Source organism: Actinoplanes sp. NPDC048791, assembly GCF_040650095.1.
In the GTDB taxonomy this organism is placed as follows: Bacteria; Actinomycetota; Actinomycetes; order Mycobacteriales; family Micromonosporaceae; genus Actinoplanes.
Map to the genome: position 1 here is coordinate 1 of NZ_JBEZGQ010000175.1, position 11,582 is coordinate 11,582.

11 protein-coding genes are annotated in these 11,582 nt (G+C 72.3%); 2 read left to right on the plus strand and 9 right to left on the minus strand.

The window, feature by feature from the left end; genetic code table 11:
• A partial coding sequence (locus AB0C29_RS15645; protein WP_360820661.1) for a HAMP domain-containing sensor histidine kinase occupies nucleotides 1-729 on the plus strand: 729 nt, incomplete at its 5' end.
• 6 nt (nucleotides 730-735) lie between these two features.
• On the opposite strand, the gene AB0C29_RS15650 is transcribed toward AB0C29_RS15645, so the two are convergent.
• The 6 genes from AB0C29_RS15650 to AB0C29_RS15675 are packed head-to-tail and all read right to left on the minus strand — an operon-like array spanning nucleotide 736 to nucleotide 6,758.
• A complete protein-coding gene (locus AB0C29_RS15650; protein WP_360820663.1) occupies nucleotides 736-1,119 on the minus strand; it encodes a VOC family protein in 384 nt (127 codons plus the stop codon).
• The gene (locus tag AB0C29_RS15655; RefSeq protein WP_360820665.1) at nucleotides 1,116-1,859 is read right to left on the minus strand and encodes an ArsR family transcriptional regulator; all 744 of its coding nucleotides are present in this window, start codon (nucleotides 1,857-1,859) and stop codon (nucleotides 1,116-1,118) included. The genes AB0C29_RS15650 and AB0C29_RS15655 overlap by 4 nt, the downstream gene beginning before the upstream one ends.
• Before the next feature lie 20 nt (nucleotides 1,860-1,879).
• Entirely contained in the window at nucleotides 1,880-3,799 is a 1,920-nt protein-coding gene (locus AB0C29_RS15660) for a response regulator (protein WP_360820667.1), read from the minus strand.
• A gap of 5 nt (nucleotides 3,800-3,804) precedes the next feature.
• Nucleotides 3,805-4,239: a response regulator gene (locus AB0C29_RS15665; protein WP_360556381.1), complete on the minus strand. Its 435-nt coding sequence runs from the start codon at nucleotides 4,237-4,239 to the stop codon at nucleotides 3,805-3,807.
• Nucleotides 4,239-5,396: an ATP-binding protein gene (locus AB0C29_RS15670; protein ID WP_360820669.1), complete on the minus strand. Its 1,158-nt coding sequence runs from the start codon at nucleotides 5,394-5,396 to the stop codon at nucleotides 4,239-4,241. Before AB0C29_RS15670 ends, AB0C29_RS15665 begins: the two co-directional genes overlap by 1 nt.
• A 48-nt stretch (nucleotides 5,397-5,444) precedes the next feature.
• Complete coding sequence (locus tag AB0C29_RS15675; protein WP_360820671.1) at nucleotides 5,445-6,758, minus strand: hypothetical protein; 1,314 nt, start codon at nucleotides 6,756-6,758, stop codon at nucleotides 5,445-5,447.
• A gap of 272 nt (nucleotides 6,759-7,030) precedes the next feature.
• On the opposite strand from AB0C29_RS15675, the gene AB0C29_RS15680 reads away from it, so the two are divergent.
• Nucleotides 7,031-7,210 carry a hypothetical protein gene (locus AB0C29_RS15680; protein ID WP_360820673.1) on the plus strand — a complete coding sequence of 60 codons (180 nt, stop codon included), beginning with the start codon at nucleotides 7,031-7,033 and terminating at the stop codon, nucleotides 7,208-7,210.
• 36 nt (nucleotides 7,211-7,246) lie between these two features.
• On the opposite strand, the gene AB0C29_RS15685 is transcribed toward AB0C29_RS15680, so the two are convergent.
• The 3 genes from AB0C29_RS15685 to AB0C29_RS15695 form a co-directional block, all read right to left on the minus strand.
• Nucleotides 7,247-8,788: an alpha/beta fold hydrolase gene (locus AB0C29_RS15685; RefSeq protein ID WP_360820675.1), complete on the minus strand. Its 1,542-nt coding sequence runs from the start codon at nucleotides 8,786-8,788 to the stop codon at nucleotides 7,247-7,249.
• Between the two features lie 9 nt (nucleotides 8,789-8,797).
• Complete coding sequence (locus AB0C29_RS15690; protein ID WP_360820677.1) at nucleotides 8,798-9,775, minus strand: serine hydrolase domain-containing protein; 978 nt, start codon at nucleotides 9,773-9,775, stop codon at nucleotides 8,798-8,800.
• A gap of 160 nt (nucleotides 9,776-9,935) precedes the next feature.
• Complete coding sequence (locus AB0C29_RS15695) at nucleotides 9,936-11,216, minus strand: pyridoxal phosphate-dependent aminotransferase family protein (RefSeq protein ID WP_360820679.1); 1,281 nt, start codon at nucleotides 11,214-11,216, stop codon at nucleotides 9,936-9,938.
• Between the last annotated feature and the right edge of the window lie 366 nt (nucleotides 11,217-11,582).

Sequence of the window (11,582 nt, forward strand, 5' to 3'; positions counted from 1 at the left end):
GTGCTGCTGCCCGTCGCCCTCGGCATCGCCTTCCTGATCGAGGCCCAGGCCCGCTACCTCCGGGAGGACCGGGCCCGGATCGCCCAGATCGAACGCTGGCGGGCGGCGCTGGTGGCCGCGCTGGCCCACGACGTGCGCTCGCCGCTGACCACCGTGCAGATGGTCCTGGAGGAACTGCGCGACGAACCGGGCGACAGCGCCGGCGACCTGATCGAGCGGGCGCTGCGGCAGGTCGCCCGGATCACCCACCTCACCGCCGGGCTGCTCGACCTCGACCGGATCGACTCGCAGGGCCGGCTCAACCTCGACCTGCGGCCCTGGCCGGTCCGCGAGGTGGTGTCCGCGGCGGTCGCCCACCTGGGCCGTGACGACGTCGTGGTCGACGTCGACCCCGCGCTGGTGCTGGCCATGGACCGGGACCGCTTCGAGCAGATCGTGGTCAACCTGGTCGGCAACGGCCTGCGCCACGGCAAGCCGCCGGTGGTGGTCCGGGTGACCGGGAACGGTGGCACCGGGACGCTGGTGGTCCGGGACCACGGTCCGGGCGTACCGGAAGCGGCGCGGTCCCGGCTCTTCACCCGCTTCGGCAGCGAGAACCCCGGCAGCATCGGCCTGGGTCTGTGGATCGTCGCCCAGCTCGCGCAGGCCCACGGCGGCGAGGCCCACTACGAGCCCGCCGACCGTGGCGCCCGGATGGTCGTCACCTGGCCGGTGCGGACGCCGGCGTAGAACTCGTCAGTGCTGCGCCGGCTGGAACAGCTCGATCAGATTGCCGGCCGGGTCGGAGATCAGCACCTGCCGGCCGCCCGGGCCGCTGACCAGCTCGCTGCGGAAGGACACCGCCTGGTGGCGGAGGCGGGTGATCTCGGCGTCCAGGTCCTCGACGATCAGGTGGATGCGGTTGTGGCCCGCGGTGGCCGCGTCGTCCGGGGTGGCGCGGGCGCCCGAGCTGGCCGGTCCCGACAGCAGCAGCCGCAACGGGCCGCGGACGACGTCGGCGAAGGCGGGGGCTGCGCTGGTCTTGACGGTGAAGCCGAGCTGGGTCGTGTAGAAGTCGACGGCCTGCTGGACGTCGTCGACGAGGTAGCGGACGGCGGCGTACTGCTCGGGTGCGGTCACGGCTGAACTCCTTCGGTCAGGATGGGGAGCAGGTGCCTGATGCGGGTGTCGAGGGCGGCCGCGGTGTGCGCGAAGGCGTGCCGGGGGTCGCCGGAGGTGGCGGGGTCGGGGATGCTCCAGTGCATCCGCCGGGGGCGGCCGGGGAAGTCCGGGCAGGCCTCGCGGGCCTTGTCGCACACGCTGATCACGTAGTCGAACCGGTGGCCGGTCAACGTGTCGAAATGCCGGGGGCGGCGGTCACCGAGGTCGATGCCGAAATCGTGGCGCAGCACCCGTACGGCATCGGGGTGCAGCTCGGCCTTGGGCCGGATGCCGGCGCTGGCCACCTCGATCCGGCCACCGGTGCGGTGGCGCAGCAGGGCCTCGGCGATCGGCGAGCGGGCGCTGTTGCCGGTGCAGACGAAGAGCACGCCGCCGCCGGTCGGCAGCTCGGCCGGGGACTGCTGCCGCAGCGCCGGGTGCAGGGCGGCGGCAGTGCCGGAGAGCGCGGCCGCGCAGCGATCGAGGTCGAGGTGGTAGTAGCTGTCGCGGCCGTCGAAGCTGCTGCGGGAGGCGGTGACCAGGCCGCCGTCGCGCAGCAGCCGCAGGTGGTAGGAGACCAGGTTCTGCGGCTCGCCGACCAGCTCGACGAGCTCGCGGACCCGGTGGTCGCTGCCGGCCAGCGCGGTGAGCAGGCGCCAGCGCAGCGGATGGGCGGCCAGCCGCACGAACGCCGGAGGATCCTGACTCTTCGATCCCACGACGAGCAGATTACATCAAATCATTTTGATGGAGTAGCCCGGGAGAGCAGCTGGTGCAGCTCGCGCAGCAGGGTTTCCGTCTCGAACGGCTTGCGGATCAGGGGTGCGTCCTCGGGCAGCTCGTGCCCGCCCGGGGTGGGGCCGTTGGTGTAGCCCGACATGAACAGCACCGGCAGGTCCGGGCGGGTCTGGCGGAGCTCGGCGGCCAGCCGGGTGCCGGACATGCCCGGCATGATGATGTCCGTCAGCAGCGCATCGACCACGAAGGACTCGTCGACGCACATCTTCAGCGCCTGCTGCGGGTCGCCGGCCGCGTGCACCTGATAGCCGGCCTTGACCAGGGTGCGGCAGACGATGTCGCGGACGGCGTCCTCGTCCTCGACCACCAGGATCCACTCGCCGCTGCCGGCGGCCCGGGTGCCGGCCACGCTGGTGCTCTCCGGTGCGGCCGTCGCGCTGGCCGGCAGGCAGACGCGCAACGTGGTGCCGACCCCCGGGCGTGACTCGAGGCTGATCGTGCCGCCCGCCTCGGTCACGGTCCCGTACGCCGTGGACAGGCCCAGACCGGTGCCCTGACCGCGGCCCTTGGTGGTGTAGAACGGCTCGAACGCGCGGGCCGCCACCTCGGGCGTCATGCCGCAGCCGGTGTCGGTGATGGTCAGGTTGACCGTGGGCACCTCGGCGCCGTACGCGACCCCGGTGACGATGCTCAGCTTGCCGCCCGCCGGCATCGCCGCACGCGAGTTCACCAGCGCGTTCATCAGGACCTGTTCGAGTTTGCTGCGGTCCATGGTGACCGCCGGCAGTCCCGGGGCCAGGCTCGTGGTGACCTCGATGTCCTCGCCCAGGGTGCGGCTCAGCAGCCGCTGCATGTCGGTGACGACGGCGTTGACGTCGAGGACCTCCGGCTGCGACGGCTCCAGCCGGCTGAAGATCAGCAACTGCCGGGTGAGCCCGCTGCCGCGTACGGCGGCCTGCTTGATGCCGTCCAGGTCGGCCCGGCCGGGGTGTTCCGCCGCCAGTTCCTCGTTGAGCATGTCGGCGTACCCGGCGATCACGGCCAGCAGGTTGTTGAAGTCGTGGGCGATGCCGCCGGCCAGCTGACCCAGCGAGTCGAGGCGTTCCGCCTGGCGCAGCTGCCGTTCCAGCTCCGCGCGTTCATGCTCGGCGGTGACCCGCTCGGTGATGTCGCGCAGGATGCCCTCCACCGCCACCGGACGGCCCTCGTCGTCGAGGATCGCGACGGCCCGCTGCTCGGTCCAGACCACCTCGCCCGAGGACCGGTGCCAGCGCACGGTCAGGGTGCCGGGATGGGCCGAGCGCCAGGACTGCTCGATGACCGGCCGGTCCTCCGGCTCGATGATCCGGAAGATGAGTCCCGGGTCGGCGTAGAACTGCTCGGGTGTGTAGCCGGTGACCGACTCCACGGCCGGGCTGAGGTACTCCATCGCCGGCTCGGGGACGCCGCGGTAGCGGAAGATGATGTCCTGCGCGTGCTCGGCCAGCAGGCGGAACCGTTCCTCGCTGTCGCGCAGTGCCGCCTCGGCCCGGCGTCGCTGGCGCCGGTCGCCGGCCTCGCGCAGTTCCCGCTGCACGGCGGGGCCGAGCCGGGAGAGCCGGTCCTTGAGCACGAAGTCGCGTACCCCGGCACGCATCAGCGCCGCGGCCATCTCCTCGCCCATCTGGCCGGACACCAGGATGAACGGGATGTCCGCGTCGCAGGCGCGGATCTGTTCCAGCGCGTCCTCGGCCCGGAAGCCGGGCATGTTGTAGTCGGAGATGACGACGTCGGGAACCTGCTCGTCCAGGGCGGCGGCGACGCCGGCCGCGGTGTCGGCGCGCGCGTGGGTGATCGCCAGCCCGGCCTTCTTGAGCTGCCGGACGATCAGCAGCGCGTCGTCCGGGCTGTCGTCGATGACGAGGACGTGGATGTCGTCCATGGCCGTCAGCCGTTCCGGGCCGGCGGCGCGGGCTGGTTGACCAGCAACCAGTAGACGCCCAGCACGTTGGCCGCGTCGACGAACTCCTCGAACACGACCGGCTTGCGGACGAAGCTGTTGGCGCCGAGGCGGTAGCTCTCCACGATGTCGCGTTCCTCGTTCGACGTGGTGAGCACGACCACCGGCAGGGAGCTGGTCCGTTCGTCGTCGCGGATCGCCCGCAGCACCTCCAGGCCGTCGACCTTGGGCAGCTTGATGTCGAGCAGGATCAGCGCCGGGCGCAGCGGGTGGCCGTCGTCGGGCAGCAGCAGCCGCAGGGCCTGCTCGCCGTCGTTGGCCACGACGATCTCGTTCCGGATGTGGTTCTTGGCGAACGCGCGGATGGTGAACAGCACGTCGTCGGGGTTGTCCTCGACCAGCAGGATCGGGCCGTCGCTCATCACAGCCCCCAGCCCGCGGGCGCCGGGGTGAGGCTGAACCGGAAGGTGGCCCCCGCGCCCGGGGTGGACTCGGCGCGGATCTGGCCGCCGTGGCGGGTGACGATGCGGTGCACGATGGCCAGCCCGATCCCGGTGCCCTCGAAGTCGGTGGCCGAGTGCAGCCGCTGGAACGGGTCGAACAGCTTGTGCGCGAAGCGCATGTCGAAGCCGGCCCCGTTGTCCCGCACCGAGAAGACGTCGACGCCGTCGTGCTGTTCCTGGGCCAGCCGGATGGTCGCGTCCGGCTTGTGCACGGTGAACTTCCACGCGTTGCCGATCAGGTTCTGCAGGACCAGCCGGATCAGGTGCGGGTCGCCCTGGGCGACGAGGCCGTCCGGGACGACGACGTCGACGCTGCGCTCCGGCTCGCGACCGCGCAGCTCGGCCACCACCTCGCCGGCCAGCGCGGTGATGTCGGTGTGCTCGCGGCGCAGCTCGACCCGGGTGGCCCGGGACAGGTTGAGCAGGTCGTCGATCATCTGGGCCATCCGGGCCACGTTGGCCTGGATCCGGCCCAGGTACTGGCGGGCCTCCGCCTCCAGCGCCTCGCTGTAGTCCTCGAGCAGGATCTGGCTGAACCCCTCCACCGAGCGCAGCGGCGCGCGCAGGTCGTGCGACACCGAGTACGCGAACGCGTCCAGTTCGCGCGTCGAGGCCTCCAGCTCCGCCGTGCGTTCCCGGACGCGCAGCTCCAGCTCGTCGTTGAGCCGGCGCACCTCCTCCTCGGCGTGCTTGCGCTCGGTGATGTCGGTGGAGATGCCGCAGACCGCGTACGAGTGGCCGGCCGCGTCGGTCAGCGGGAACTTGACCGTCACGTAGGTGCGCAGGCCGTCGTCGCTGGGCGCCTGCTCCTCCATCTGCACCGGGAAGCCGCGCGCGAACGCCCGCAGGTCGTTGGCGCGGAAGTCGTCGGCGATGTCCTGCGGGAACAGGTCGTGGTCGGTCAGCCCGACGATGTCCTCCCGGCGCAGCTTGAACAGCCGCTCGTACTCCCGGTTGACCAGCAGGTACCGGCCGTCGGCGTCCCGCATGTAGATGACGGCCGAGGTGTGGTCGATGAGGGCCATCAGTTGTTCGTGGCCCACCGTCATGAGCTTCTGGCTCGCTCGAGCCTGCACCGCCCACCCCCACGTACTGGCGGATGACCCCGTCACCGCCGGCACCGTTCAGGCCGCCAGAGTCACGGCGACCGCCGCCGTCCCAGAGGGTGACCGTACCGCGCCGGTGGACGGGTTTGCGGTGGTTTCGCCGCTGAGCACCGGCCGGAGCGGGGCGAGCAGGTGCTCGCGGCGGGCCCGGGTCAGCCGTTCCAGGAACGTCTCGGTCATGCCGGTGGTGCCGGAGCGGTTGGACACCAGCCGCTGGTCACCCTGGCCGGCCAGATCGCGCTGGGTCTGCGGCTTGAACAGGAACTTCTTGCTCAGCATCAGGTGCGCTCCGGCCGCTCGGGCGTGCGCGTTGAGCAGCGCGTACCAGTCAGCCAGGGCCGGCACGCGGCTGACCAGCCGGCCCAGATCGGCGGGGTCGGCCGTCGCCAGCGCGGCCGCGTCCACCTCCAGCGCCGTCAGCAGCCGCTGCGGCAGCGTCGGCTGGACCATCAACGCCTCGAGCGCGGTGCGTTCCTCGGCCAGCAGTGCCGGGAAGAGCCGGCGCACGTGCCGGGCGTAGTCGGGCAGCGCGATGCCGAGCAGGAAATCCCGCTTGAGGGCCTCCGGATCCAGCGCCCCGCTGGGCGGGATGTCGTCGGGCAACCAGTGCACGGCGAACTGGCGGAACACGTCCATGAAGTGCTCGGCCGGCATGCTCTGATCCGCGGGCAGGGCCGCGAACGTGAGGAAGAGGTGCCGCATGGCCTCGAGCAGGGTCGCCGACGTCCGCAGCCGCAGGACGGCGTCCTCGGAGTCGAGCCGGCAGTCCGCGCCGGCCAGCGGTTCCAGCAGGTTGTTGACCGCGAGCTCGATCGCCTCGCTGCGCTTGACCAGGGCGAAGAAGCGCTCCTCGGCCGGGGTGCCGGTGTAGCTGCGGATCCGGCCGTCGTCGAACACGCCGGGCAGGCTCGCCAGCACCTCGTCGCCCAGGCAGACCTGGATCGTCCCGACGTTCCAGCGCACCAGCGACGCATAGCTGTCGCGGTGGTAGTGGCCGGTCCCGGTGTGGTCGGCCAGCGCCGTGAAGTACGCCGGAAAGGGGACTGCCGCGTCCCCGGCGCTCAGTCCGTCGAACGCGCGCTGCGGTTCCTCCTTGCCGCCCGGCGTGCGTTCCTGGAAGTGCCGGGCCACCGAGGCGCCGACGAAGCCGAGATGCACCAGCAGACGCTGCGCTTCGAGCTGATCCAGGCGTTCCGGCCGGGGCAGCCCGGGCAGCACGTCGCGGCCCAGCGCGTCGACCAGCACGTCCGGCGGTGCCTCGCCGGCCAGGATCGCCCGGTTGAGGCCGGGAAGCTCGTCCAATATCCAGGTGCCGATCCGCTCCAGCTCCATCGTGATCCCTTCACGAACCCCCGAGGACGCCCACCGTCACCACGCCGGAACGTTCCCGGTGGACTTCCGTTCAACCCATTTCCCGTAAAACGGGCAAATCAACTGTAGATCGGCTCGGGAGCATCTACCCATTAGGGGTACGGGGTATCGATGATCGGCGGATCGGCCGGATTCTCTCGGGCGGACGGCCGGTTCTGTCCATCGCCGCAGCGTGCGACATTGTCGCGCGGGCCGGCGGGGAGCGCCGCGCCCGGGACGACGCGGAGGAACGCATGGACGACGCGCTGCTGGCCTACGACGCCGGCCGTGTCGACGCGCTGGCCGGGCACCGGGACGCCACCAAGGCCAAGGACCCCGCGACCGGGGCCGACTACCGGATGGGCTTCCTGGACGGGCGCATCGAGATCTTCCGGATGCTGGCCGGCGTCCGCGAGATCCTCGACGAGAGCTGACCACCGCCGCCGGGGTACGGCGGTGGTCCGCCCACGTCAGGCGGGCATCGGCGCGTCCCGGCAGACGGTGCCGGCCGGCGGGACGACCAGCCGCAGCAGGTACTCGTACATGTGGGCCTCGGCGCAGGCGCTCTTGCGGCGGGCGGTGTGACCCTCGCCGTCCCAGGTGAGCAGATGGCCGTTGGTCAGGGTGTGCGCGAGTGTGACCGAGTCCGCGTACGGGGTGTCCGGGTCACCTGTGTTGCCGACCACCAGGATCGGGGCCGACCCCCGCGCGCGGTACGAGCCGGTGTAGCGGCTGTGCCGGGCGGCGGGCCACTGCAGGCAGGCGGGCGCGTGCGTCTGGTCGTACGCGGGCGGGCCGTACGCCATGCCCGGCGCGGTGAGCGGGAAGTCCGCCGCGGCCCGGGCCAGCCGGGTCCGCAACTGGGGCAGGCTCCGCGGGTACACCCGGTCGGCGCACTCCACCGCGACGTTGACCGCGTTGAAGGCCGTGTCGGACTGGCTGATGGCGTACAGCAGCGGGCCGGTGCGGGACTCCGCCAGGTGCAGGTTGGTCCCCAGGGTGGCCCAGTAGCGGGTGCCGCTGTTCAGCCGGTACGTCAGCTCGGACAGCATCGTCGCGCCGTTGACGCTGACCGCGCCGGTGGCGTCGCGGACCGGGTTCGCGTCGAGCGAGTCCAGGACGGTGTGCACCTTCGCCGCCAGTCCGGTGGCCGTGGGTTCAGGGATGCCCGCCGCGAACGGGCACTGGGCCGGGTTCGCCGCGCACCAGCCGAGGAAGCGGTACATCGCCGCCTCGGTGGAGCGGTACTGGCCGTAGTCGTACTCGTACGGGTCCTCGGCGTACTTGCGCGGGTCGTAGCCCGAGTCCAGCACCAGGGCGCGGGTGCGGTGCGGGAACATGTCGGCGTAGACGGTGCCGACGTATGACGCGTACGAGCCGCCGAAGAAGGTGAGCTTCTCGTCGCCGACCGCGGCCCGCAACAGATCCAGGTCCCGCGCCTGCGACTCCGTGCCGATGTACGGCAGCAGCCCGCCGGAATGTGCCTGGCACGCGGCGTTCCACTCCCGGGCGAGACGTACGGCCGTGCCGAAGGAATCCGCGGCGGGCCGGGTCTTGGCCTGCGCCCACTGCGCCCGGTACGCCGGCCCGTCGAGGCAGGTGACCGGCTGGCTGCGGTGCACGCCGCGGGGATCGAAGCCGACGATGTCGAACCGGTCGCGGATCTCCGGCGCCGACGAGGTCGCGAACGACTGCACCCAGTCCCAGCCGGAGCTGCCCGGACCGCCCGCGTAGAGGAACAACGTGCCGATCCTGGTGGCGGGGACGGCGGCCGGCCAGCGCCGCAGTTGCAGGGTGAGCTGTGTCCCGTCCGGACGGTGGTGGTCGACCGGCACCTGGGCCGGCGTGCACTGGTAGCCGCCGTCGCCGCAGTCACTCCAGTCCAACGCCGGCACCGCCAGGCCCGGCAGCCCACCGGCCGGTGGCGGAGCCGGGGCCGCGTTGGCCGCGCTCGTGGGGAGCAGCATCAGGGCCGCGGCCAGGGCCGACAACAGGGAACCGGGGAATCTCATGGCCCGAAGCTAGGAGCCCGGCGTCGCCGTCCTGGGCGGAACCGCCCCGGCGTCACACGAAATGAGCACCGGCAGCAGGTGCTGCCGCACCAGCTCCAGGGCGGGTCGCCAGTCCGGGGGCAGCTCGTCCCGTGGCGGCGGGCCGGCGTCGAAGCGCGGATCCCCGGTGGTGACGACCACGGCGTCCGGCAGAACCACGACGTGCTGCCCGGCCCAGCCGGCGGCCAGCGCCAGGCCGTCGCCGGCCCAGATCCCGAAGCCGTACGGCAGTTCCTCGGGTGGCCCGCCCGGCGTCTGGGCAGTGGTCATCGCGGCGGCGAAGTCCGGATCGACCAGCGGCTGCCCACCGGCCCGCCAGAGCTCACCGAGCCGGCCCAGGGACTCGGCCGACAGGCGCAGATGCGCGTAGCCGTAGCTGACACCGTCCGGGTCGGCCAGCCAGGACGCGTCGGTGATGCCCAGCGGGGCGAACAGCTCGGCGGCGGCGTACTCGCCGACCGGGCGGCCGACGACCTGGGCCAGCCCGGCCGACAGCAGGTGGGCGGCGCCGTTGTCGTACCGGAAGACCGGCCCCGGTGGGTCGATCCGCGGCGCGGAGGCGACCCGGGCGACCTGCCCGCCCGGCAGGGCGGTGACCGCGTCGATGTCCCACGGCCCGTCGACGGCGGCGCCGCGGGTCATGGTCAACAGCTGCCGCCAGGTCTGCCCGTGCGCCGGCTTGTCCCGCAGGGCGGGCAGCACCTCGTGCAGTGGTTCGTCCAGGCCGGGCAGCAGCCCGCGGCGGGCGGCGATCCCGGCCACCGTCGCGACCACGGTCTTGGTCACCGAGAAGACGTCGGCCACGGCGGGTCCGCGGTAATGCTCGTCGAAGACCGGGTCACCGGCGACGAGCACCCGCAGATGGCTGGTGTGGGCATAGCGGGGGTCCGTGCCGACCACGTCGCCGATATGGCGGCAGGCGGCACGGACCGCGGCAAGATCCGGCATCCGGCGATGATCTCAACGGCCCGGCGCCACCGCACCCCGGTTTCCCGCCGGGCCCGGGCTTCTCGCCGGGTCCGGGCTTCTCGCTGGGCCGCGGTTTTCGCTGGGCCGCGGTTTCTCGCTGGGCCGCGGCTTCTCGCTGGGCCGCGGTTTCGCCGCGCGGTCAGGCCTCGAGGTCGAGCACGCGGCGCAACGCGCGGCCGAGCCGGTCGAAGTCCTCGGAGCTCTGCCGGGCCGTCGCGCACAACCGCAGCCGGGACTGACCCTCCGGCACGGCCGGCGCGGGCACCGCGGAGACGTAGATGCCGTCGTCCAGCAGGTGCCGGGCCCACCGGTACGTCCGCAGCGTGTCGCCCAGCACCACCGGCACGATCGGCGTCTCCGTCGGTCCCGTGGTCAGCCCCAGGTCGCGGACGAGGTTGGTCAGCCGGGCCGTGTTCTTCCACATGCTCTCGATGTGATGCGGCTCGTCCAGCAGCACCCGGACGGTCTCGCGGACTGCGGCAGTGTTCGCCGGGGTCAGCGCGGACGAGAACATGTACGGCGCCGAGCCGTGCTGCAGGTAGTTGACCAGGCTCCGGCTGCCCGCGGCGAACCCGCCACCGGACGGGAACGCCTTGCCGAGCGAGCCGGTGATGACGTCCACGACTTCGGCCGGGATGTCCGTGTGCGACGAGGTGCCCCGGCCGTCGGGGCCCAGCACCCCGATCGCGTGGGACTCGTCGAGCAGCAGGAAGGCGCCGTGCCGCTGCTTGGCCTCGACGATGGCGGCCAGCGGGGCGATGTCACCGTCCATCGAGTAGACACCGTCGATGGCGACCAGCGCCCGGGCGCCCGTGGCGCGGTGGCGGGCGAGCAGCGTGTCCAGGTGCTCGACGTCGTTGTGCCGGAAGCGGACCGTCCGGGCGCCGGAGAGGCGGCACCCGTCGAGGATGCTGCGGTGCGCCTTCTCGTCGATGATCGCGACGTCGTGGCGGCCGAGCAGGGACGAGATCACGGCCACGTTGGCGTCGTACCCGCTGGAGTAGAGGGCGAGGGCCTCGGTGCCGAGGAACGCGGCCAGCTCGCGCTCGGTCTCCAGATGCAGCTCCAGCGTTCCGGTCATCAGCCGGCAGCCGCCCGTGGTGGTGCCCCAGCGCAGCGCGGCGTCGGTCGCGGCCGCCACGATCCGCGGGTGCTGGTTCAGGCCCAGGTAGCCGTAGGTGGAGAAGAGCAGCAGCTCCCCGCCGGCGAAACCGCTGCGTACCGAGGCCGCCGCGTCGAGGGGCAGGCCGAAGGTGTACGCGTTCGCGTCCCGGCACTGATCGATGCGCGACAGCCACTGCCGCGCGGCCTCGAAGTCCAGCAACCCGCCCGGCTGCACGTCGGCCGCGTAGCTGGTGCCGGTGGGGTAGGCGGCGTACGGGTCGCTGGCGAAGTCACGCACGGCGTCGGTGGGCAGCAAGGCGTCAGATCCTGTTCGGGACAGCGGCGATTCGGGGGGTAATCACCGGGCTCGCCCAGAATTGTCACGGTGTTGGCGCGGCGTCAAGGGTGCGCAGGTCGTCACCGCGGAATCCTGCCGCTTCGTCCCCAGGCCGGGTCGGCTCCTCGGATCACCGGACCTGTCCGAACGTGCAGACTCGCGCCGGTCGGACCGGGCCTGCCGAGATACCCGACAAAATACGCATAGCGTCCCGGGCATGACGAAAAAGCGGGTACTGGCCGTGGCCGGCGCGGCGGTCCTGGCCCTGACGGGTTGCACCGAGCAGCCCGCGCCGCCGGACCGCGCGATCGCCCCGGAGCCGGCCGCGACGCAGGCGTTCGCTCC